The 23,221-nt window shown below is 46.6% G+C and carries 19 protein-coding genes; 3 read left to right on the top strand and 16 right to left on the bottom strand.

Annotated features, from left to right (window positions below; all coding sequences use genetic code 11):
* The first annotated feature begins 186 nt into the window (after window positions 1-186).
* Window positions 187-2,433 carry an inorganic phosphate transporter gene (locus QVD32_RS00095; RefSeq protein WP_008862749.1) on the top strand — a complete coding sequence of 749 codons (2,247 nt, stop codon included), beginning with the start codon at window positions 187-189 and terminating at the stop codon, window positions 2,431-2,433.
* Window positions 2,434-3,048: 615 nt separating this feature from the next.
* Here the strand turns inward: QVD32_RS00095 and QVD32_RS00090 are convergent.
* From QVD32_RS00090 to QVD32_RS00050, 9 genes are all read right to left on the bottom strand, one after another.
* On the bottom strand, window positions 3,049-3,198 hold the full coding sequence (locus QVD32_RS00090; protein WP_195242007.1) for a hypothetical protein: 150 nt from the start codon (window positions 3,196-3,198) through the stop codon (window positions 3,049-3,051).
* Complete coding sequence (locus tag QVD32_RS00085; protein WP_021890903.1) at window positions 3,185-3,664, bottom strand: gliding motility lipoprotein GldH; 480 nt, start codon at window positions 3,662-3,664, stop codon at window positions 3,185-3,187. The genes QVD32_RS00090 and QVD32_RS00085 overlap by 14 nt, the downstream gene beginning before the upstream one ends.
* An 8-nt stretch (window positions 3,665-3,672) precedes the next feature.
* Window positions 3,673-4,977 (bottom strand): PSP1 domain-containing protein, encoded by a 1,305-nt coding sequence (locus QVD32_RS00080; RefSeq protein ID WP_021890904.1) that lies wholly within the window; start codon window positions 4,975-4,977, stop codon window positions 3,673-3,675.
* A 114-nt stretch (window positions 4,978-5,091) separates the two neighbouring features.
* Window positions 5,092-6,633 carry a ribonuclease Y gene (gene rny / locus QVD32_RS00075; protein ID WP_008862752.1) on the bottom strand — a complete coding sequence of 514 codons (1,542 nt, stop codon included), beginning with the start codon at window positions 6,631-6,633 and terminating at the stop codon, window positions 5,092-5,094.
* 93 nt (window positions 6,634-6,726) lie between these two features.
* On the bottom strand, window positions 6,727-7,038 hold the full coding sequence (locus QVD32_RS00070; RefSeq protein WP_021890905.1) for a cell division protein ZapA: 312 nt from the start codon (window positions 7,036-7,038) through the stop codon (window positions 6,727-6,729).
* A gap of 5 nt (window positions 7,039-7,043) precedes the next feature.
* Window positions 7,044-7,340, bottom strand: coding sequence for a coiled-coil domain-containing protein (locus QVD32_RS00065; RefSeq protein WP_008862754.1), 297 nt, complete (start codon window positions 7,338-7,340; stop codon window positions 7,044-7,046).
* Window positions 7,341-7,500: 160 nt separating this feature from the next.
* Window positions 7,501-9,030, bottom strand: coding sequence for an MBOAT family O-acyltransferase (locus QVD32_RS00060; protein WP_021890906.1), 1,530 nt, complete (start codon window positions 9,028-9,030; stop codon window positions 7,501-7,503).
* Complete coding sequence (locus QVD32_RS00055; protein ID WP_021890907.1) at window positions 9,008-10,276, bottom strand: GDSL-type esterase/lipase family protein; 1,269 nt, start codon at window positions 10,274-10,276, stop codon at window positions 9,008-9,010. Before QVD32_RS00055 ends, QVD32_RS00060 begins: the two co-directional genes overlap by 23 nt.
* On the bottom strand, window positions 10,273-11,778 hold the full coding sequence (locus QVD32_RS00050) for a GDSL-type esterase/lipase family protein (protein WP_046412349.1): 1,506 nt from the start codon (window positions 11,776-11,778) through the stop codon (window positions 10,273-10,275). The genes QVD32_RS00055 and QVD32_RS00050 overlap by 4 nt, the downstream gene beginning before the upstream one ends.
* Window positions 11,779-12,037: 259 nt before the next feature.
* Here QVD32_RS00050 and cls point away from each other — a divergent pair, with 259 nt between their 5' ends.
* Complete coding sequence (gene cls, locus QVD32_RS00045; protein WP_021890909.1) at window positions 12,038-13,483, top strand: cardiolipin synthase; 1,446 nt, start codon at window positions 12,038-12,040, stop codon at window positions 13,481-13,483.
* Here cls and QVD32_RS00040 read toward each other — a convergent pair.
* On the bottom strand, window positions 13,478-14,899 hold the full coding sequence (locus tag QVD32_RS00040; protein ID WP_021890910.1) for an ATP-dependent DNA helicase: 1,422 nt from the start codon (window positions 14,897-14,899) through the stop codon (window positions 13,478-13,480). The genes cls and QVD32_RS00040 overlap by 6 nt on opposite strands.
* Before the next feature lie 392 nt (window positions 14,900-15,291).
* Between QVD32_RS00040 and QVD32_RS00035 the strand changes: the two genes are divergently transcribed.
* The gene (locus tag QVD32_RS00035; protein ID WP_021890911.1) at window positions 15,292-16,110 is read left to right on the top strand and encodes a DUF3822 family protein; all 819 of its coding nucleotides are present in this window, start codon (window positions 15,292-15,294) and stop codon (window positions 16,108-16,110) included.
* A gap of 90 nt (window positions 16,111-16,200) precedes the next feature.
* Here QVD32_RS00035 and QVD32_RS00030 read toward each other — a convergent pair whose 3' ends face one another.
* The 6 genes from QVD32_RS00030 to pth all read right to left on the bottom strand — a co-directional run.
* Window positions 16,201-17,382, bottom strand: a complete 1,182-nt coding sequence (locus tag QVD32_RS00030; RefSeq protein ID WP_021890912.1) for a TolC family protein — start codon at window positions 17,380-17,382, stop codon at window positions 16,201-16,203.
* Entirely contained in the window at window positions 17,379-20,468 is a 3,090-nt protein-coding gene (locus QVD32_RS00025) for an efflux RND transporter permease subunit (protein WP_021890913.1), read from the bottom strand. Before QVD32_RS00025 ends, QVD32_RS00030 begins: the two co-directional genes overlap by 4 nt.
* Before the next feature lie 12 nt (window positions 20,469-20,480).
* Complete coding sequence (locus QVD32_RS00020; protein ID WP_021890914.1) at window positions 20,481-21,674, bottom strand: efflux RND transporter periplasmic adaptor subunit; 1,194 nt, start codon at window positions 21,672-21,674, stop codon at window positions 20,481-20,483.
* Window positions 21,675-21,768: 94 nt separating this feature from the next.
* Window positions 21,769-22,173: a DUF6769 family protein gene (locus QVD32_RS00015; RefSeq protein WP_021890915.1), complete on the bottom strand. Its 405-nt coding sequence runs from the start codon at window positions 22,171-22,173 to the stop codon at window positions 21,769-21,771.
* Window positions 22,174-22,293: 120 nt separating this feature from the next.
* Window positions 22,294-22,734: an RNA-binding S4 domain-containing protein gene (locus tag QVD32_RS00010; RefSeq protein ID WP_021890916.1), complete on the bottom strand. Its 441-nt coding sequence runs from the start codon at window positions 22,732-22,734 to the stop codon at window positions 22,294-22,296.
* Window positions 22,735-22,739: 5 nt separating this feature from the next.
* A partial coding sequence (gene pth / locus QVD32_RS00005; RefSeq protein WP_287709945.1) for an aminoacyl-tRNA hydrolase occupies window positions 22,740-23,221 on the bottom strand: 482 nt, incomplete at its 5' end.

Below are 23,221 nucleotides of genomic sequence, written 5' to 3'. Positions count from 1 at the left end.
ATGATACCGAAAGTAATCGAACAATTACCGAGGACATTTTTGCCTCTTACAGAATCTCCTGCTCGAATTTCCGGCACTCCACCGACGAAAATCGAAGAAAAGAAACAAGATAGATACATGTTTGTAACGCTTCTGTAACATCAATATCGTTTCTTTGCGAGTGAAAAAACATGCAAATTGGACATTATGGAAACGTTCTATCTGATCATCGTTATTTTTATCTTTCTCATCGCCATTTTCGATTTATCGGTGGGAGTCAGTAACGATGCCGTCAACTTCCTCAATTCGGCTATCGGGGCAAAAGCAGCCCCCTTCAAAGTAATTATGGCGGTCGCCGCAATAGGAATCTTTGTAGGAGCCTCCATGTCGAACGGTATGATGGATATCGCACGGCATGGAATATATCAGCCCCAATATTTCTACATGAACGAAATCATGAGTATCTTGTTGGCGGTCATGCTCACAGATGTAGTTTTACTCGACATATTCAATACGATGGGACTTCCCACATCGACCACCGTATCGATGATATTCGCATTGTTAGGCGGCACATTTGCTTTGGCTATCGTGAAAACGATAAATAGCGCAGGAGCCTTGCAAATGGGAGACCTCATCAATACAGACAAAGCTCTGCAAGTAATCGTAGCCATTTTCGTATCCGTAGCCATCGCCTTCTTCTTTGGTGTTTTGGTACAATACATCGCCCGCTTGATTTTCAAATTCAATTACCAGAAACAGTTAAAATACTTCGGTGCGCTGTTCGGCGGATTCGCGGCTACCTCCATCATCTATTTCATACTTATCAAGGGATTAAAAGAGTCCACGCTGATGACTCCCGAAAACCGCCAATGGATTCACGACAACACACAAATACTTTTAGGCTGTTGCTTCCTATGCACGACAATACTCATGCAAGTACTCATGTGGTGTCGCATAAACATTTTGAAAATAGTCGTCTTGTTGGGAACTTTTGCTCTGGCATTAGCTTTTGCGGGAAATGACTTAGTCAACTTTATCGGTATGCCTTTGGCCGGTTATTCGACCTACCACGACTACATCGCCAACAGCAACGGCGTCAGTCCCGATCAGTACTTGATGACCTCTCTTCTCGATTCGGCTTCAACGCCTTCCATATTCCTCATCGGTTCAGGTATAATTATGGTTGTCGCCCTGCTCACCTCCAAAAAAGCACATAACGTAATCAAAACCTCTCTCGACCTATCCCGTCAGGAAGCCGGAGAAGAAAGTTTCGGGACTTCTCCCATCGCTCGTAAATTGGTGCGCATGACAACAAATACATCTTCTTTTATTGTCAATAACATACCGCCCAAAGCCAGAACTTGGCTCAACGCCCGATTCGACAAAGACGAAGTCATACTCGAACACGGTGCGGCATTCGACTTAATTAGAGCCTCGGTAAATTTGGTGCTTGCCAGCTTGTTGATCGCATTGGGAACCTCGTTGAAACTACCCCTATCCACTACCTATGTCACCTTTATGGTTGCTATGGGTACGTCTCTTGCCGACAAGGCTTGGGGACGCGATAGTGCCGTTTACCGTATCACCGGAGTCATCTCCGTTATCGGAGGTTGGTTTCTCACGGCCGGAGCCGCTTTTTTGATTTGTTTTACAGTGACGATGATTGTCTATTTCGGAGGTAGTATCGCTATTATCCTGTTGGGAGCATTAGCCGCTTATATGCTCATACACAGCCAAATATCATACAATAAAAAACTAAAACAAGAAAAAAACAGCTCGCTGGCACAACAGATGGTCGCCAACAAAGACAAGCAAGAAGCACTTGTCTTATTGAGAAAATTCAGCCGGGAAGAATTCGCCAAAGTCCTCGAATGGAGTGCCGACCTATATCATCGAGTCACCACCGGTTTCCTCAACGAAAGTTACAGAACCCTGCGCAAAGCGATGGGCGATATAGAAACGGAACGGCGATACTTCAAACAAGTAAAACGGTTGGGAACCATAGGAGTCTCCCACTTGAATGACAAAGTAGGATTAGAAAAAGGTCTCTATTATTTTCAAGGGAACGATTTCTCTTACGACATTATCCACTCCATAAAAAGGACCTGCGAACCTTGTTTGGAACATACCGACAATAATTTCAATCCTTTGGAGCAAAGTCAGAAAGACAGCTTTGGAGAGATAGCACAATCGATCGTATCGTTCTTGGAGGAAAGCCGGCAATCGATCGAAAAAGATGCGTTCGGAGATCTTGCCGCCCTCTACAATCAAGGGAATATACTCATCAATCAATTAGGTGTACTCAAACGGGAAGAAATACGTCACATGCGGGAACAAGTCTCCTACATCAAAGTAGGAATCGTTTACCTCACTGTCATTCAAGAATCCCAAAATGTAGTAGCTTACACGATAAACCTGTTGAAAATGAATCAAAAATTTCAGGAAGGGAATTAATAATCACATAAAGTCTCAATTTGCATCTTTTAATTTTTGAGAACTTGGGTTGCCTTTTGCGGGAGTAAAGGGCAACTCTCTTTTTATAGACAAAAATAGGGCTTATCATTTCTGAATATACCCTATCGGTTATAATGGCTCAGTCGATAATTTAGCAAAGATATGACTCCGTGGAAAATCAGAAAGAATTATGTTTTTATACATCTAACCCCTCTCCTCAGAAACTATCGTTTCTTCGGTGTCTCCCCTATTGCTAACGCAACTCCCCGTAATGCTACGGAACACGGCAAGGGAGAAGGGTAAATGCAATCCTTCTCTTTCGATAAAATAATGTGGCAGAAAGGTATTAAACCTCCTCCTCTGTGTTTTGCACCGCAAAATATAGGGGAGGTGTCCGAAAGACGGAAGGGTTAGTTCTACAAAGATACTATATGCCATCTTTTCAACCCCTCTCCTCGTCGCTATCGCTCCTCTGTCTCTCCCCTATATTTCCCCTACGGAAACACAGGGGAGAAGTGTTAGTACCTTCGATAACAGGAACAGAGAGGTATGTGTCTCCCTCCTCCTCTGTGTGGAGCAGCCATATAGGGAAGGTGGCACGCAGTGACGGAGGGATTAAAATCCGCAACAGAGGAAACGTATCAACCTCATCGATGAGTCCGAAATGGGATTATTGCCAAAGAATTCATCGCTAAAATTCAAGCCTATCCCCCACGGATTTTCTACCGAATCGTTGTGCTTCGATTTCGTATTATTTTTCTTCATGAGGAACGATACGAATCCCCACGTCGGAAATTCCTCTGATACGATCGTCCCGCATAGCTTGTTGCACAGTGAAGACATGTTCCTTCTCGCCCGAAAAACGGAAATCGTCATTCAGCAAAACCTCCTGCTGATAATAAGAGCCCCAACCTCCGCCCGACCATCGTCCGAACTCATCGGCCAATTCACAATTTACCGTATCGGTTTTCAAAACTCCGCCCTCGTCGTTGTAAGAAACGAAAAGCCACAAATTCCTATACGTATAATCTCCGTTATGCCGCAGAGACAAATAGACATCATACCGGTTCACAGTATCGGGAACTTCCGGTGTAAAGCGTTGTACGTCCCGTTTGAACCAGCCGTTTTTAGGAAGGGTATTAAACTCGTTATACACATCGGTTCGCCCGCAGGAGACCGTGCCTCCCAGCAAAAGACAAACGATACCTGTATTTACCAAGTTCCTCCACATACGCCCATCTATTCTTTCTTATCGGAAGCGGCAGGTTTAGACGAAATGTTTTCACTACCGTTGCGAGCAGCAGCCGTATGGTTGCCATTGTCATTTCCGCCCTTTTTATTTCCATCACGGGAAGCCTTGTTCTGATTCCGATTGTTATTATTAGAACGGTTATTCCGTTCGCCCGACTGTTGACGACGATTGTTATTACCTCCGTTATTATTCCGTTTCTTATTTTTCTTCGCCTTATCGAAGCGAGTCAAACTGTCTTGTCCCACCACGTCTTCGAAATCACGACGTTCGGGAGCACGAGCTCCGGCTTCCGACTCCAATGTATCGGGCTTTATTCCTTTCTTATTCAAAGCAATTACCTCGAATACCCTATCGGCAGAAATCGTTACCAAATTGGCGGCAATAGACTTATCGGTCGAATAAGTCATCTCACGTTTGAAAATATCGGTTTTGAAGTGATAATAGGTATTTATCTTCGTTTCCAACGGAATCTCTCGCGATGGTAACCGCTTCTGGGCTTCCACGTATGCATCGGCCTCATAATTCAAGCAACATTTCAATTTGGCACATTGTCCGGCCAACTTTTGAGGATTGAGGGCTATATCTTGGAAACGGGCCGCACTGGTCGCTACCGAGACAAAGTTGGTCATCCAACCCGAACAGCACAATTGACGACCACAGGGTCCCAAGCCCCCGATACGTCCGGCCTCCTGACGCGCCCCGATCTGCTTCATCTCGATACGCACCCTGAACGCTTCGGCCAACACTTTAATCAACTGGCGAAAATCGACCCGCTCGTCGGCAATGTAATAGAAGATGGCCTTATTACCGTCTCCCTGATATTCGACATCGCCGATCTTCATATTCAAATGCAAATCTTCGGCAATCTTGCGGGCTCGAATCATCGTATCATGCTCTTTCGCCTTAGCTTCTTCGAATTTTTCCAAGTCATTGGGTTTGGCTTTCCGATAGACACGCTTTAACTCCGGATTATCGATCTTTACATTGTTCTTTTTCATCTGTATCAAGACTAAACGCCCGGTGAGAGTAACCTCACCAATATCGTGACCGGGCGAAGCCTCGACAGCGACCAAATCGCCGGGAGCGAGTTTGATATGAGTTGTATTACGGTAATATCCTTTTCGGGTATTTTTGAAACGCACCTCGACTAAATCGGTATCGTCGTGCGATTCGGGAATATCGGATAGCCAGTCGTAGACTTCCAATTTCGCACCTTTCCGACGACAAGCGCACGGGTCGAGCTGTGTTTTTTCCGACGGATTTATCGTATTGTTATCGTTTGTATTATCCATTTCGAATTTGTCGTTAACAAGAACAAAGCCATAGATCGTACACGAATTTCATTCGGGTAACGCCCTACGGCCTCGTCATTCGTTTTTAAAGTGGAGCGGTATGGCGTCTCCTTGTTATTTGGCGAAACTTACGGCCCGAGTTTCCCGGATAACAGTAATCTTCACCTGACCGGGATAAGTCATCTCGTCTTGAATACGTTTTGCAATTTCGGTAGACAAGTTTTCGGTTTCGGCATCGCCTATCTTATCGGCTCCGACAATCACCCGCAATTCGCGGCCGGCCTGTATGGCATAAGTCTTCAACACGCCCGGATAAGACAGAGCCAACTGTTCGAGATCGTTCAACCGTTTAATGTAGGCCTCGACGATCTCACGACGGGCGCCGGGACGAGCTCCCGAAATAGCGTCGCACACTTGTACGATAGGAGCCAACAGACTGGTCATTTCGGTTTCGTCGTGGTGAGCTCCGATAGCATTACAAATGTCGGGCTTTTCCTTATATTTCTCCGCCAACTTCATACCTAACAATGCATGCGGCAATTCGGGTTCCTCATCGGGCACTTTACCTATATCGTGCAACAAACCGGCCCGACGGGCTTTCTTGGGATTCAAACCGAGTTCCGAAGCCATAACGGCACAAAGGTTCGCCGTTTCACGAGAGTGTTGCAGCAAGTTCTGCCCGTAGGAAGAACGGTATTTCATTTTACCCACCAGACGAATCAATTCGGGATGCAGACCGTGCACGCCCAAATCAATGGCAGTGCGTTTACCGGTCTCGATGATTTCTTCCTCGATCTGTTTACGCACTTTGGCAACCACCTCTTCGATACGTGCCGGGTGGATTCGGCCGTCGGTTACCAACTGATGCAAGGCCAAACGGGCGATTTCACGGCGAACGGGATCAAAAGCCGAAAGCACAATGGCTTCGGGGGTATCGTCCACGATAATTTCCACCCCGGTAGCCGCTTCGAGAGCTCGGATATTACGACCTTCACGCCCGATAATACGGCCCTTGATTTCATCGGATTCGATGTGGAATACCGTAACCGAGTTTTCGATAGCCGTTTCGGTTGCTACCCGTTGGATACTTTGTATCACGATACGTTTTGCTTCCTTGTTGGCCGTCATTTTGGCATCGTCCATGATGTCGTTGATATAAGAGGCTGCCTGCGTCTTGGCTTCTTCCTTCAAAGATTCTACCAAACGTTCTTTCGCTTCTTCGGCAGAGATTCCCGAAAGGTGTTCGAGCCGTTCCACTTCGGACTTATGGAGTTTTTCCAATTCTTGTTTTTTCTTCTCTACCATTTCGAGCTGAGTATCGAGGTTGGCGCGAATGGCATCGGTCTCACTTTTCTTCTTTTGCAGATCTTGTTGCTGCTGGGAAAGCTGCATTTCCCGTTGTTTCAGTTTAGCCTCGGCCGACTGTATCTTGGCATTGCGGGCATTCGCCTGCTTTTCCATTTCGGCTTTCATGTGGATAAACTTCTCTTTCACTTCGAGCAGCTTGTTTTTCTTAATTACTTCGGCTTCTTTTTCGGCCTCTTCCAAAATCGTTTTCGACCGAGTCGCCAGCAGATAGCGGTTCACCAAAAAGACCACAAGCCCCCCTATGACCAAACCGCCAATTACTGAAAAAATCAATAGTATGTAATTCATCTTTTCTAAATTATAGTTATAAAAAAAGCACTACCAACCTGTCCTTTCGAAGGACCTGTCGCAGTGCAGGAATTATCTCTCTTTTCCGTACCGTTATTCTCCGGTATGTCCGTCTAATATCTTCGCAGCCTCGGCTTCAAGTTTTCTTAAATCGGCCAGCAAGGTTTTACGGTCTTGTACCATTTCACAGTACAATCGAGCCATCTCTACCGCCACCATCGCCATCATAGATTCCGAATCCATCAATCCGTCTTTATACTTGTCCTTATAAAAAGCCCAACGCTTGTTGAACAAGTCGGCAGCATCTCTCCAATATTTTTCGTCCGCTCCATAATCGACCCGCAAGGCTAACGGGGTTTTCAGATCGGCGATCCTCAGAGTTATTTTTAATTTATCATCGTTCATAGCATCTATTCATTCAAGAGTGAGATGCATTTATCGATTTCCCGCACTAATCTGGCAAACCTGACTTTTGTTTCTTCGGTACTCGAACCATCTTGCCCCGCAACCGTCTTCGAGAGTTTCAAATTTCCATATCTTTTCTCCAACTCTTCGTACTTACTTTGCAAAGCTTGCATCTCTTGTTTCTGATGCATCAACTGCTCTTTCAAAATACCGTTTTCGTTCTCGAAAGCCTTACATAAATCACTCATAGCATGAAACTTAGCAATCAGTGAATCTATTATGTCTTTCGAACTTCCGGCCATTATCCCACCAAATTTCTATACAAATATAGGTATTTCCCGCCAAAAGCTGTAACATCGACCCAATTATTTCTTTTTTTCTCTCTTTTATTACAAATTTTAAATTTATTTATCTCTTATCGCCAAACAACGATATAGAAAGAAATCAATCAAAAACAGCTGTTCAAAACTGGGAGTAAATGAAAGGAACCAGTTCGCTCGAACGCACCTGCAAAACAAAGAAGAGTACCAGCGCCAGAATAGCTGCCTTAACTACCAGCGGCGACCACGAAAGCTCGCGTTGCAGCCACTGCGACCAGCGATGCGGGGCAAAATGGAGCAGATAACCGACTACCAAAGCCACGAATATAACGGCGTATCCCGACACGAAGGAGGGAATGGCTTCGGGACGGAAGTTGGTGAATATCTGGGTTAATATCTGTCCGGCAACATCAAGAGAAGGCGACCGAAAGAATATCCAGCCGGCGGCCACAACATGGAACGTGAGCAAAACATGAAAGAAATGGCGGATAATACCCGGGCGATCGTCTTTCGCCACAGGGAATATACGCCGGTAAACTTTATGGACAATCAACAAAACGCCATGCCAAGCACCCCATATCACAAAAAGCCACGAAGCTCCATGCCAAAGTCCACCCAGCACCATAGTTATGAACAAATTGAAATAGGTACGGACTTTGCCTCGACGATTCCCGCCCAAAGATATATAGAGATAGTCTCGCAACCAACTCGACAAAGAGATATGCCAGCGACGCCAGAACTCGGTAATAGAACCCGACTTATAGGGAGAATCGAAATTGATTTTAAAACGATACCCCATAAGCAAGGCTATGCCGATAGCCATATCGGAATAACCCGAAAAATCACAGTATATCTGCAAGGTATAGCCATAGACACCCATAAGATTCTCGAACCCAGTATAGAGCATGGGATTGTCGAAAATGCGGTCTACGAAATTGACACTAATGTAGTCGGAGATAACCACCTTTTTAATCAATCCGCACATGACGAGAAAAAGACCTTCACCCAACAGCATAGGTGTAATCTCCAACGGACGGTGTATCTGAGGGACAAAGTCTTTCGCCCGAACTACGGGACCCGCCGCCAACGGAGGGAAGAACGAGAGGTAAAAAACATAATCTCTCAAATTCGTCACCGGGGACATTTGCCGCCGATACACATCTATAATATAGCTCAACGAACGGAAAGTGAAAAAAGAGATACCGATGGGCAACACAATATCCAACGGCTCGAAAGGCTCACGGGTGAAATCGGCAATCGTACCCAGTAACAAGTTGGTGTATTTGAAATAACAGAGCATGCCCAAATTGACCGCCATGCTCATCAAAACGAAAAATCGACGCATCCATTTCCACGAAACCCAACCTAAAAGCCGCCCCAACGAATAGTCCGAAAGGGCGACGAAAAGCAACAACAGGAAACACAGCCCACTCGATTTATAATAGAAATAGAGAGAAAAAAGTATCACGAAGTAGATACGCAAAGTATCGCGCCTCGCCAACAACCTGTATATCCAGATAAATCCGACGAAAAGAAACAGAAACAATCCGGTATTGAACATGAGCGGATTCTGCCCGTCATAAACGAATAAATCCACGACTTTCGATACGTCGATACTTTCCCAAAAGGAGATCGCACCGGTCTTTATATTATTGAGCCACTCTATCCACATATTCCTGATAAGCTTTCATAAGAGCACGATACAACATTTCGCCCTGCACCCGATAGCCCGTCTCGGTGCAATGGGTACGGTCATAGGCCATGAACCCGGCCTTCCGCCATTGCGAGGACGAACCTTCGCCTCCGGCAATTTCGTACCAATCCCAACAAGCCAGCCGATGCTCCACCGCATAGGAACGAATCGTTTCCCGAACGAGTTTTACCCGAGCATTCGGCGTATAATAAACTCTACGTTTTTTATTTACGCGACGCACCCGACGCCGAGCACATTCGGCCGGAGTAGTCAGCAAAATTTGAGCCTGCGGACAATCTTTTCGCAAAGACGAAACGACGGTATCGATCTGTTTATATAACTCGTCGCGGGTCAAAGAGGTGGAAAACGACTCATTCGTACCCAACGACAAAACAATAAGCGACGGCGAGAGTGCTGCCACTTGCTCGGAAAAGCCGGGAATGGCAGCATAACTACTGTAAAAAGCCCCGTTGTTGCCGATAGTGTGGTAAAGAATTCCGCTCTCACCGGTTTCAAGGCTCGCTCCATAAATGGCCAAAGGCGTCTCTTTCGAGACGGCTTCTCCCGTAAGATGAACACTACACACGGACTCCTCCCACGAAAAATGGGTCAAAAAAGGTAATCGGGTTTCACCCTCCACCAAAAAGGGTTCTGAAATTACTCCCGGAAAAGAGTCAACCGGCGCATGGAACAAACGAACTTTCTTGAAACCTGCACAGTCATCGGTCTTACTAAGCGTGGAAACCGTCAAATCAATGCGACCGTTACGGGGTACAATAGCTATACCGCCTACTCCCGGTGTATAGTTACTATACTTCCGCCCTACACAACGAGAAAAATTCCAACTTCCGTCCGCCACGACCGAATAATCTCTCGGTTCATTGGTCTTCGCTAACTTCAAAGGAACGACCAACCCACGCCCTGCATCCCCGAACCTTCGCTGCAACGGTAATCGGACAGCCTCGGTGAGAAACCCTGCCTGAACATGCGAATCGCCGATATGAACCATCGCCACTACCCGAGGAACAGTATCCGTGTCGTTCTGCAACCGTACCATTCCATCGAACAGAGCCGACCAATCGGCATCGTTAAACTCGATAACGTTTTTCTCTTTTTTCAAAAAAGAGGGTACAGTAACCGTGTCGCCTGTCAGCTGTGCACAAAGTTGCACTGCCAGCACTGCGACAACGAAGAAAAACCCTATTACCGACAAACGAAATTTCATAAGCCTTCCCGATTCATTTCATACTCCAACGACTTGACAAACTCGGTCGCCAATCGTTTACCGCCTTTATGGTTAATGTGCGTATAGTCTTTATTCGCCTGTCCGTTAGCGACATAATCGAGCATTCCGTTGTGCCCTCCCATCGCCTCGTATGTATCCCAAAAAACGACACCAGCACTTCGTGCCGCACGACGTTGCGCTTCGGAAAGAGCGACTACCGCCGGCATCGTAACGAAAGCCCCGTTCGCTTTGCGACTGCGATCACCTACTCCCATCAATATAATATCGGTATGCGGATAACACTCCCGCAAGTGACGAACAACCTCTGTCATCTTACGGGCATAAGACCCGTAATGCAAAATTTCGGGAGTCATCACATTCAGTCCGTATTGCAACACAATGGCATCGTAGGGAACGATACTGTCCATCTGAATCGCCCTTTCCCGGGACAACGCCCCGAGCGAAAGACCCGAATAACCACGGGTCGATATATTATCGACAGCAATGCCCTGCACATCGTCCAGCCACACGCCTATGGCTGCAAATCCCGGCGTATTTCCCACCCTTACTTGAAAACGTGGGGTTTGCCCCTCTACCGCCAAAGATTGAATCTCATGAGAACCCGCAACGGGAAAAACCTGCCATTCGCCATCGGCTATTTTCAACTCGACCGAGCAATCCTGCCGGGCGATAAATACGAAACGAGACAGTGCCCAACTATCGGCATGTTCTATTTTCGCAGTTCCTCTGTATTGAGCCGTAGCACCCTCCAACGGTACGAAATACTGCTGCTGCAAAGTCATGACTTTCCAGTCGACTTCTTTGGGTTTCAATACACTATGCACTTCCCAACCTTCGCCCGACTGTATGACCGATCGACGAAATCCGGGAAAATCGGAATGCATAGACACGTATCCCACACCACTCCCACCATACCGGGATTGCAACAAACTTCGCACGTCTTGCGTGAATATATCGGCCTCGATAAACGAATCGCCCAAAAATGCCAAACGCACGGGACGTCCCAATGAGGCTCGTTCCTTCAAGGACGAGAGAAGATGAGACAAACCATTTTTCCCCGGCGAGAAATCTTCGAACAAAACCACATCGCCGTCCCGTCGGGGAAGATTCCCGACCTCTGCCGTATCGGACGAAATATTCGTTACGAGAAGAGTGTCGGCTGTTTCTTGTACCCTTATCGTATCGGGCACGACTTGCCGATCCTGCGGCTCATCTTTCTCCACAGAGGAAAGAGAATCCACCCCCTCGTTCAACCACTCCATTCCCTCCTCCTGCCACTCTGCATCGCCCGGCAAATCCAAATCTTGCTCATCGACACGGATATCGGAAAAGAGATCGACAGGTTTTGTCGCGAATCCACCCCACTCCAAAACAGGCAACTGAGTCAGGAGAAACAGAAAAACGAGAGAGAGCACCAACAGAGCAACCACATGCCCGTCTTTGTATTTAGAGGAATTATTCCCTTGCTTTTTATTCTTCACTTCGGCTATTCAAATGAGACTACAAAAATAGAGAAAGGAGAGTGGAGAAAAAAGAACTCGCCCTATTTTTCTACCGAGCTACCTCCCATTTCCGCATTTCACACAAAAATAGGGAAAGATTTATATCTACGAACGATTCCTTCCAAATTTCACTCGTCCCATTCACATTTCTTACAGTTCTCTCCCTCCTCACGATTTTTTCAAGAAACAACTATCCTATTTGCTTTTTTCAGATTTTTTTTCTAATTTAGCTTTCGGAATGTTGACACTCGCCCTATTACCGCCTATCGACGACTGGGTATACATCGTGGTCTATACGATATATGCCATTACCATACTGGGTACGATCGTGATAATCATCACAGAGAATCGCAATCCGGTAAAAAGTTTGGCATGGGTACTCGTATTGGCATTTCTTCCCATCGTAGGGTTGGTTTTCTATATTTTTTTCGGGCAGAATTTCAAGGCGAAAAGAATGGTTTCCCGACGCATAAAGAGGAAATTACGAAAGCGGGATTATCATTCGATCGTCAATATCGACAGTCTTCCACTGAGCGAGGAGAGCAAGCAAGAGATAAGATTGTGCCACAGTTTGTGCAGTGTACCGTACTATTCGGGAAGCCACGTGAAGATATTCACTTCGGGAGAAGACAAATTCAAACACTACCTGCAAGATTTGGAGATTGCCCAAGAGTATATCCATATCCAATATTACATCTTCGAGGACGATAAACTCGGCAACCGAGTCAAGGAGGTTTTGCTTCGATGCGCCCGCCGAGGCATACAAATAAGAATCCTATACGACGATGTGGGTTGTTGGTCGGTGAAAAAACGTTTTTTCAAAGAGATGCAGGATGCGGGAATCGCCGTACGTCCTTTCCTTGAAATCACATTTCCCCAACTCGCCAGCCGAATCAATTACCGGAACCACCGCAAAATAACGGTCATCGATGGAAAAATAGGCTACATAGGAGGCATGAATATCGCCGACCGCTATGTCGAAGGAACCAAATGGGGAACGTGGCGCGACACACATTTGCGTATCGAGGGGCCTGCGGTAAGAGGATTACAATTGTTGTTCGCCGTCGATTGGAGCTACGAATGCAAAGAGGTTCTTTCGGATTCCCGATTTTTTCCACCGGTAGCAGACAAAGGGAAAAGCGGCATACAAATCGCTCCGGGCGGCCCCATAGGGGAATGGTCGAACATCGCCATGCTTTTCTTGAAAGCGATTACCAATGCTAAAAAAAACGTATATATACAAACGCCTTATTTCCTGCCTACCGAAAGTTTGGTGAAAGCCTTGCAAACCGCAGCTCTCGCCAAAGTGGACGTGCGGCTAATGATACCGGAACGGTCGGACTCGACGGTGTTGCGTTTTGCATCGTTTTCTTACATAACGGAAATGTTACGCGCCGGGGTAAAAGTTTACTTTTACCAACCGGGCATACTTCATTCCAAGACGATCATCATAGACGACGAGCTATGTTCGGTAGGCTCTACCAACTTCGACTTCCGCAGCTTCGAACACAATTTCGAAGCCAACGCTTTCATTTATGACCGAGAGGTCAACAGTGAAATGAAACGTATTTTCTTGGAGGACCAGCAACAATGTCGTCGCATTATCCAACACTATTGGCGACACCGTCCCCTCTATCAAAAAGGGATAGAGTCTATCATGAGGTTATTGAGCCCTGTATTATAAAGACGGCTCCCGAAACTCTTCGCTCATATTGACCAGCCATATCTTCTCGGTCGCCCGGGTGAAAGCCGTATAAAGCCAACGATAGAAATCGAGCGAAACCGCACCCTGAGGGATATATCCCATATCGACATAGACATGTTTCCACTGACCGCCTTGCGCTTTGTGACAAGTTACCCCATAGGCATATTTTACTTGCAAAGCGTTGAACCACGGATCGGTTTTCAGCCGTTTCATTTTTTCTCTCTTTGTCGTAACGTCATAATAGTCGGCCAAGACTTGCGCAAAAAGAGTCTCCTGCTGTTCCCTTGTCAGAGAAGGGGACTCACTGGTAAGGGTATCCAATAGGATCTTAACTTCCATCTCGACTTCCAAATCAGGGAAATAAAGTTGTACATCGGCAAAGCGGAAACCATACATATCGGTACGTTTAAGTACTCGCACGACACGGGCCACATCGCCGTTAGCGATGAAATCGACCTCTTTATAGTCCTTTCCCCAGAAATAGTTATTCTTGGCGACCAACAACAGATCGCCTGCGGTAAGTTCCTCTTCCCGATAGAGTATCTGGTTGCGAATCCCCTGATTGAATATATTGGCCCGTTTATTGGAACGGGTAACGACAATCGTTTCGTCGAGTCCGACACGGTCGTAAGAGTCGGATATACGTTCTACCAAATACTCTCCGCTAAGAGCCTCGACATCGGGAAACCCATTCACCCGCAAGCAGGGTCGGGGCAATGGCATCTCTTCCATACATTCCCGCAAACGGGTGGCATTATAGAGGATTCCCGATTCGGCAGCCTGCCGAGCGACCTCCCGCAATTCATATTCCACGACATTCAATCCGTAACCGCCCATAACGGCGGCATCCAAAGCCGGACTACGCTCCTGACCCACCGGAAGCAGCTGTGCAGTATCGCCCAACAAAATCAACCGACAATGCTCGCCTGAATAGACATACTCGACCAAATCGTCGAGCAGCCTCCCGGAACCGTAAACCGCCCCTTCACCCACCGAGTTGGCAATCATGGAGGCCTCGTCGACAATAAACAGCGTGTGTTTCGCCAGATTTTCCCCAATAAGAAATCCTTCCATATCGGGCGAATAGCTCTTTTGCCGGTATATCCTCCGATGAATCGTATAGGCCGGGTGACGAGCATACCGAGAAAACACCTTAGCCGCACGCCCCGTAGGAGCCAGCAATACCACCTTGCTCTGTAACTGTGTCAAGGCTTTGACCAAAGCTCCCACCAGTGAGGTTTTACCAGTTCCCGCATATCCCCGTAGCAGGAACAACGAGTCGTCCCGTCCGTCGAGGACAAAAGCGGCTAGCTGCTGCAACAACTCACTCTGTTCGCGATTCGGTTCGTACGGCAAACAACTTTCTATCTGTTGGACAAGCAGGTCGGTAATCATGTGCAATCGGTTAAAGCATACTGCAAAAATAACGTTTCCCGGTTTCTTTACCTACATTTGTATAGGATAAAATACCAGAGTATTTTTGCAGGCATAGTCAAGCCGAATATACAATTTTCATTTACCTCAGCGCTCTCCTTTCACTATATTTGTAGAATATCGGAGGCGGTTCGGTATAGTCAAGCCGAAAATGTAATTTTCGCTTGCCTCTGCGCTCTCCTTTCACTATATTTGCAACAAATACGAAGGCAAACGACGGTTATTTCCAACCACCCGACCCTTTGCACTACGTGCCGCCTCTCCTATATTTTGCCTTGCAAAACACAGGGGAAGAGGCTAAACCCGGAGATACCTTGCTCTGTTTGCACAAAGACAGTTAAAACAAATTGACGATGGAACCGATAGAGGCACTGAACCGACCGATAAAAGAGAGTCACAAATACATCTTGGCGATGTATGCCGACGGTTCGTATCTGTATATTTTATTACAACACACGGAGAATCGTGATGAAATCGTAACGGAACGTTTACCGCTGACCTCAGAAAAGGGAGTTCCTTCTATCGAAGAGGCTGTTTTCTCCCAACCCATATTGACTCGTCCGTTCGAGAAAGTCTTTTTCATAGCCGACTCTCCTCGGTTTATCTTTATCCCAGACGAATTCGCTTCGACGGAGGACAATCCTCTCTATTTCGATTTTTGTTTTCCAGACAGCGAAGGAACTTTGATTTCGGCCGACCTACCTCAAACGGGAGCGAAAATACTTTTCGACCTGAACACAGAGCTGTCGTCTTTCGTGAAACGCACGTTGGACCGCCCCGTACTGCTACACAGGCTGGCTCCGGCGTGCGAATACTTTTTCAGAAAAAGCCGATTGGGATATACGTCTAAAATGTATGTTCACTGGGAAACCGACCATATCGATTTGTTTTGTTTCAACCAACAGGGCTTCCTGCTATCCAACAGCTTTCGCATACGCCATATCAACGACGGTATATATTATCTATTAAACGCTTGGAAACAATTGGGATTCCATGCCGGGGAAGACGAACTTTCCTTGTCCGGGGACCATGAGAATCTCCGACAAAATGTTATCCCGGCTCTTCGGAAGCATCTGTCTTATATCACCTTGACGAAGTTTCCTTCCCACGCTCTCACCGGGAAAGAGAATCTGCCGTTACCTCTACGCCTAATATCCGTCTACATGCGATAACCCGACACCACCATATCCCGTAAAACAAAAAAATGCTTTCGGGATTCAGTCGAACCCCGAAAGCATCTCTAACCTAATCTTCCGAAAAGCCTATAATTCGAATTTATACATACGAGCCAATCGCAACTGATACTCATATTCCAAAGAGAGTTTATTCTCAAAAGCTTCATAAAGTTGCGTAGCATCTACCAAGTACTCCACCATCGAGATCTTGCCGGATGCCAAAGCCTTCTGTAACAATTCAAAATTATTCTGCCGAGTCAACAGCTCATATCTCTCCCGATTATCTTTCAATGCAACCGCTTCGTTATAGGAAGACTGCAACACCGCCAACGTCTGCAACTCCTTGTTATTAACGGTGAAAGAACCGGCCACCGCTTGTGCTTTGGCTATCTTCACTTTCTTGCGATTGGCAAACAAAGGAATGGAAACACCCACGGACAATCCATTAAAACGCTCGCCCAATTCGTAGGCATGACGATAGCCCAGCTCGAACTTCGGCAACCAGCCTGCCCGGTTGAGAGAGATCTCCTTACCGGCGATCTGGTTTTCCTGCCGCAACATTTGTAATTCGGGATCGGATTGCAACGCCTGTTCTTTCAAGTCATCGAACGATGCCGGCAACTCCCTATCGGAATATTCCGTCAGAGCCGACTCCGCCAAGTTCAACGGCTCACCGCCATTCAACGCCTGCAACTGCGCCAGACAAGCGGCCAGCTCATTCCGGCGTTGTATATTGCTCGTCGTGATATTCAACTGCTCGATTTCGATTTTATTCACGTCCAGAATATTGGCATCGCCAGAGGTCAGCCGTTCACGATATAGTTTGACCAACTCGTCGGCGGCAGCTTGCCTCTCGTTTCCCAACCGAATACAACGATTCAAATAGATCACCTGCAAACACAGCTCCTTTGCCTGCAACAATATTTGTTGTCGCAAAACAGCCTGCTGCCCATCGTACAAAGTACGTTTCAAATTCCCTATTTTATTCCGCTGAACATATAGCGAAGGAAAATCGAACGACTGGGAAACCGAAATATCGTACTTGCGGTCTTTGGCATTGTCGGCTCCCCATAAATGCTCGAACTCGAAGTTAGGGTCTTCCAATGTGTTCTGTGAAGATACTTCGGCTTTCTGACTCAAAACGATTTGAGCTCCGGCTTTCAATTCGGGATTATTCGTTTCGATAGAAGCCAATATATCCGCCATATTATTTTGTGCTCCCATATTCGCAACAGCGAATACAAAAAGACATAAAAAGCTATTTCTCATCGATTTTCTTTTTTACGGTTCATAATCCAATAAACGACCGGAACGACAAAAGCATTGAGGAAAGTCGAAGTTATCAATCCTCCTAAAATGACTTTTGCCATAGGGCTTTGTATTTCATTCCCCGGCAAATCGCCACCCAAAGCCAAAGGAATGAGTGCAAGAGCCGATGTGAGTGCCGTCATCAATATGGGGTTCAACCGGTCGAGCGAGCCTCTTAAAATGGTATCGTGCAACGAATTACCTTCGGACAGCATCGTATTATAGTGCGAAACCAACAACATACCGTTACGCGTGGCGATTCCGAAAAGAGAAATAAATCCGATAATAGCTGGTATGCTTATCTCTCCGGTCGTAAAACGCAAGATAAACACGCCTCCGATAAGTGCCAACGGAAGATTCAGCAAGATGACCGCCGACTGCGATACGCTTCGGAACTGATTGTATAACAACAAGAATACAACCAGCAAAGAAAAAAGCGAAACGAACGAAAGCGTACGAGAAGCTGCCGCCTCGCTTTCAAACTGTCCTCCATACTCGATGAAATAACCTTCGGGGAGCACCACGGTTTCATCGATACGTTCCCTTATATCGTCCACTACACTACGCAAATCGCGGTCGCTGACATTGGCCGATATGACAATCTTACGTTTCACATTCTCCCTATTAATCGTATTGGGCCCCGTGGCGGACTTGATTTCCGCCAAATAACTCAACGGAACTTTCCCGTCCTGGGTATCGACCATCAAATCTCCTATCTTGGCCGCCGAAGAACGTTCATCGTCTTTTACTTTTACCGTCAAATCGAATGTGCGGCTTCCTTCGTACACCTGCGACACAACCTCGCCAGCCAATGCGACATCGATAAATTCGGCGAACTCGGACAGCGATACGCCATAACGAGCAAGCATTTCCCTGCGCGGAGTGATTTTCAATTGCGGGCGTTCGATTTGTTGCTCCACATTCAAATCGACCACTCCATCGATTGCCGAAATATTCTTCTTAATCTGATTGCCCAACATAAACATGCGGTTCAAATCATCGCCGAAAAGTTTAATGGCAATACGTGCCTGAGTACCGGAAAGCATAGCGTCGATACGGTGAGAAATGGGTTGTCCAATCTCGATATTCACCCCCGGAATCACCGACAGTTTTTTGCGTACATCGGCAACGACCTCGGCATGCGAACGGTCTCCCAATACAAAGGGGGCTTCTATCTCGGAGGTATTTACGCCCAAAGCATGTTCATCGAGTTCGGCACGTCCCGTCTTCCGGGCGACAGTCTGTATCTCGGGAACTTCAAGTAGAAGTTCTTCTGCCCGACGACCGATATTGTCCGATTCCTCCAACGAGATACCGGGCAAAGTGCTCACGTTGATTGTAAACGAACCCTCATTAAAAGGAGGCAAGAAACTACGTCCCAACGTGAAAAAGGTAATCATGGCAGCCACAAACAGGGCGATAGTCCCGCCCAGCACACCGGTACGGTGACGCAGCGCCCACTCCAAAGCTTGCCCATAATATTTTTTCAAAGTACGGGCGACAAACGGTTCACGACTAATATCCTTATCGGTCTTTCCTTTGCCCAACAGATAGCTGCACAGTACCGGCGTCAACGTCAATGCAACGACAGTCGATGCAAACAACGCGACGATAAAAGCAATACCGAGAGGCACGAGCATGCGGCCTTCCATGCCGGTCAGGAAAAAGAGCGGAATAAAAGTGACAATAATGATTAATGTAGAATTGAGAATAGGCATACGCACCTCGCGCGAGGCTTCGAACACGACTTCGACAATCGGCTTTCGTTGTCCCGGTGGCAACAGTCGATTCTCCCGCAGATGTTTATATACATTCTCCACATCGACAATGGCATCATCGACCAAAGATCCTATGGCTATGGCCATACCACCGAGGCTCATCGTATTGATGGTCAACCCCATAAAATGGAGCGCCAATATAGAGAATAGTAAAGACAACGGCAAAGCGACCAACGAAATGAGCGTCGTACGCACATTCATCAAGAAGAAAAACAGAACGATCACTACGAATATAGCCCCTTCGTATAAGGACTTTTGTACATTGTTTATGGAACTTTCGATAAAATGAGACTGACGGAATATATCGGTCGAAACCGTGACATCGGCCGGCATATTTTTCTGTAACTCGTCCATCGAAGAAAGCAGTTTTTCCGTGAGGTCGAGAGTACTCGTATTGGGCTGCTTGGTAACTGTCAGCAAAACGGCAGGATTGGCCCGAACCGAAGCCGTACCCAATTTAGGGGCTTTGTCTCCTATCTTCACCTCGGCAACGTCGCCCATCAACACAGGAACGCCATCGACCCGTTTTACCACGGCTTTGGCAATCGCATCGACGTCGGTCGTAGCGACAGCTCCCCGTACAATGTATTCATTGCCATATTCATACAAAATACCTCCGTTGGCATTCCGGTTCATCTCACGAGCAGCATTGAGAACCTCGTCCAATGTGACACCGTACTGTTTCATACGGGGCAAGTCCAAAAGAATCTGGTATTCCTTCATCTCGCCGCCGATAACCGTAACCTGAGCCACACCGCCGATAGAAAGCAAGCGGGGACGGATAGTCCAATCGGCCAACGTGCGCAAATCTCTCAAAGATGTAGAATCGGACGTCAGACCGATAATCATCATCTCGCCAAGAATAGAGGATTGAGGGCCTAATGTGGGAGTTCCCACTCCCTCGGGCAAACTTTCACCCACGACAGCCAATTTCTCGGAAGTAATCTGCCGTGCCCGATAAATATCGGTTCCCCAATCGAATTCCACCCAAACCACCGAAAACCCGGTCGTCGAGGAGGAACGTACCCTACGCACATCGGTCGCTCCGTTCAATGCGGTTTCTACGGGGAAGGTCACCAACCGTTCCACCTCCTCGGGCGCCATACCCGGAGCCTCGGTCATGACGACTACCGTAGGAGCATTCAAATCGGGAAAGACATCGACGTCCATTTTCATAGATGTGTACAATCCCGCAAAAAGTAACAATACAGATGCCACTAAAATCAGCAGCCGATTGTTCAAAGAATATCGGATAATTTTATTCAACATGGCTGTAATGTATTAGTGGTTGTGCGAATGGCCTTCGGGAATCACTCCACTATTGGCGGCGAGTTTTACCTGATAGACACCCCGTGTAACAACTTGGTCGCCTTCGTGCAAACCGGACAATATTCTCACATTCTCGCCATCGGAATTTCCGACTGTAACTTCTTGCTTTTTATACCCTTCTTCGTCCAAACGCAAATAGACGAAATAGAGCCCTTGTTCCTCGGTTAGTGCCGAAACAGGAACCACGATCGCATTATCGATCGATGCCGTCAACAAAAAGACTTCTATGTAGGCTCCGGGAACTATCTCGCCCTTATTGTCCAATTCGAAAACCACGGGGATATAAGCACCTCCCGCCAAAGTTCCCTTTCCGAAACTCAACAATCGCCCGTTCAACCGAGAAAGCTCATACACCCGGTCGTCATAAGGTGTCTTGAAATTGGCCGAAACAACCGCTGGCAATTCCTTATAATAACGTTGAGGAACTTCGGCCCGCAATTGTAAACGTTTATTTTGCGAAAGGGTCATCAGCGGTTGTCCCATCTCTACAAAATCACCGTCTTTCACCATGATATTTTTCAAATAACCTCCCATAGGGGCTTTCACGGCACTGCCCGACTTTCCTCCACCAATGGCTTCATAAGCCAATTTCGCCGTCTCATAGTCTTTATATATCTGTTCGTATTCCTGTCGGGAAATAATCTGATCCTTTACCAACTCCTGAGCACGCTCATAGGTCTTGCGAGCAGTTTCGTAATCGATATAAGCCCGTTTAGCCGGATCTCCGGTAGCCATCTTCTCGGCAGAAACATTCAACAACACACTGCCTTTGGCGACCGAACTACCATCGGTAATATGTTTACCGGCCAATGAAACCACACCGGCAACCGGCGAAACAACGGTTACTTCATCTCCCTGTGCAGCCAATAAAGTTCCCGAGCAAGAAATAACGCCGTGAAATTTTTCGGGACGGATAGTCTTGGTCGTTAAACCTATGGCTTCGGCCTCGGCTTTTTTCAAAATTATCTCGTCGCTATGTTCTTCGGCTTCATGGTCATGACCTTCGTGTTCGTCGTGATTATGATCATGAGCTTCTATATGATCGCTATGTTGATGCTCATGTTCATCACCATGAGAAGAAGACGAACCCGAACACCCCCAGAATATATAAGTGAAAAGAATTGAGAATATAATATTTCGTTTCATAGGTATAATTAATTATGGAATAAATAATAGTTATCGGTTCGGATACAAAAATACCGAACGAATTTTCTCTTATGGAATTAAGAGATATTTATACCTATGCGACGGGAGGAGCCCGCAGCCCCAACGTTTTAAGAAAAGTAAATGTATGCAGCCGCTCGATGTAAATACCGAAACAGGGAGATACCTCCAAACTGTCGATAACGAAATCGGACAACATAGCCCACGTCCCCAACAAAATTTTTACCGGGGCAAACTTTAATGTAAGATATTGATTTAAAGAAACTGTATCGACCGGAGCCTTATATGCAAACCAACTACAACCGCTGCAATCGCCAGCCTTTTCGGGGACATCGGACGAATGGGTATCTCCCGACTCTGCGGCATCGATTACCCAGCAGATCATACCATTCTCATGATGGTGATGAGGAATCACCGTCGAAAAAACAGCCAGACAACCGGCCAAACAAACGAATAGTATTTTCAGTTTTTTCGCCCACATAAGACTTAATCTTGCAGACAAAGGTAAGGGAGATTATTTCAGAGGAGTTATACAATCCTTTCTTTTTTAGAAAATTTAAATATTCGACTCTACACAACGGAAAATACATTCCGCTATCCCCTATTCGTCCAAGTCGTCATCTTCGAAATCGAAATCAAAATCGAATCCATCATCGGCATACTCCGATTCGAGGAATTGCTTCATTTGACGACCGTCTCTTTTCGTCGGTCGTCCCAATCCTTTTTGGCGATTGACAAAACCTCCTATACGCACCATTTCGAGCAATTCGTATTGTTCCGGCGGAGTGATATTCTCCAAATACCCGGGAACTAATTTTGCCCCCATACGATTTTCAGAGAGAGCCAAAACTCGAAAAGAATATGTTACAGGCGGTTTTCTCACTTGTATGACATCGCCAACTTTGATCATTCTGGAAGGTTTCACCGCAACTCCGTCGAGCATCACCCTTCCCTTTTTACAGGCTTCGGTCGCTATGGTACGAGTTTTAAAAATGCGGGTAGCCCACATGAATTTATCAATTCTTACCTCGTCTTTCGCCATATCTGCTATTTATTGTTATATTGATTCATAGTTTGCTGCACGCCGGCTAAACAAAAACTCTTGATAATCTCGCCGGCTCGTTCCAACTTTTCGGGGAGTTGCTTCTCCTCTTCCGGAGGAAAAGATCCTAAAACGAACTCTACTTGTCCTCCCCGCGGAAAATCATTCCCTATACCGAATCGAAGACGGGCATAGCATTGTGTACCCAATATTTCGCAAATATGTTTCAATCCATTATGACCGGCATCGCTGCCTTTGGGTTTCAATCTCAATGTACCGAACGGCAAAGCCAAATCGTCTACGACGACAAGCATATTCTCCACCGGTATATTTTCTTTTTGCAACCAGTACCGAACCGCATTTCCGCTCAAATTCATATAGGTCGAAGGTTTCAACAAAACCAACACACGTCCTTTTAACCGAAGTTCGCATGTAGCACCGTAACGTCCATCGGTAAAAACGAGATTGGACGCCTTAGCTAAGGCGT

This window comes from Barnesiella sp., from assembly GCF_022723415.1.
Lineage (GTDB): Bacteria > Bacteroidota > Bacteroidia > Bacteroidales > Barnesiellaceae > Barnesiella > Barnesiella intestinihominis.
The sequence above is the reverse complement of the archived record's forward strand: the minus strand, read 5'-3'. Positions and strand labels throughout refer to the sequence as shown.

What these genes read in the sequence shown, in the direction of transcription:
- QVD32_RS00095 (WP_008862749.1), top strand. Translation starts at nt 187, where the DNA reads ATGGAAACGTTCTATCTGATCATCGTTATTTTTATCTTTCTCATCGCC.
- QVD32_RS00090 (WP_195242007.1), bottom strand. Translation starts at nt 3,198, where the DNA reads ATGAAGAAAAATAATACGAAATCGAAGCACAACGATTCGGTAGAAAAT.
- QVD32_RS00085 (WP_021890903.1), bottom strand. Translation starts at nt 3,664, where the DNA reads ATGTGGAGGAACTTGGTAAATACAGGTATCGTTTGTCTTTTGCTGGGA.
- QVD32_RS00080 (WP_021890904.1), bottom strand. Translation starts at nt 4,977, where the DNA reads ATGGATAATACAAACGATAACAATACGATAAATCCGTCGGAAAAAACA.
- rny (WP_008862752.1), bottom strand. Translation starts at nt 6,633, where the DNA reads ATGAATTACATACTATTGATTTTTTCAGTAATTGGCGGTTTGGTCATA.
- QVD32_RS00070 (WP_021890905.1), bottom strand. Translation starts at nt 7,038, where the DNA reads ATGAACGATGATAAATTAAAAATAACTCTGAGGATCGCCGATCTGAAA.
- QVD32_RS00065 (WP_008862754.1), bottom strand. Translation starts at nt 7,340, where the DNA reads ATGGCCGGAAGTTCGAAAGACATAATAGATTCACTGATTGCTAAGTTT.
- QVD32_RS00060 (WP_021890906.1), bottom strand. Translation starts at nt 9,030, where the DNA reads ATGTGGATAGAGTGGCTCAATAATATAAAGACCGGTGCGATCTCCTTT.
- QVD32_RS00055 (WP_021890907.1), bottom strand. Translation starts at nt 10,276, where the DNA reads ATGAAATTTCGTTTGTCGGTAATAGGGTTTTTCTTCGTTGTCGCAGTG.
- cls (WP_021890909.1), top strand. Translation starts at nt 12,038, where the DNA reads ATGTTGACACTCGCCCTATTACCGCCTATCGACGACTGGGTATACATC.
- QVD32_RS00040 (WP_021890910.1), bottom strand. Translation starts at nt 14,899, where the DNA reads ATGATTACCGACCTGCTTGTCCAACAGATAGAAAGTTGTTTGCCGTAC.
- QVD32_RS00035 (WP_021890911.1), top strand. Translation starts at nt 15,292, where the DNA reads ATGGAACCGATAGAGGCACTGAACCGACCGATAAAAGAGAGTCACAAA.
- QVD32_RS00030 (WP_021890912.1), bottom strand. Translation starts at nt 17,382, where the DNA reads ATGAGAAATAGCTTTTTATGTCTTTTTGTATTCGCTGTTGCGAATATG.
- QVD32_RS00025 (WP_021890913.1), bottom strand. Translation starts at nt 20,468, where the DNA reads ATGTTGAATAAAATTATCCGATATTCTTTGAACAATCGGCTGCTGATT.
- QVD32_RS00020 (WP_021890914.1), bottom strand. Translation starts at nt 21,674, where the DNA reads ATGAAACGAAATATTATATTCTCAATTCTTTTCACTTATATATTCTGG.
- QVD32_RS00015 (WP_021890915.1), bottom strand. Translation starts at nt 22,173, where the DNA reads ATGTGGGCGAAAAAACTGAAAATACTATTCGTTTGTTTGGCCGGTTGT.
- QVD32_RS00010 (WP_021890916.1), bottom strand. Translation starts at nt 22,734, where the DNA reads ATGGCGAAAGACGAGGTAAGAATTGATAAATTCATGTGGGCTACCCGC.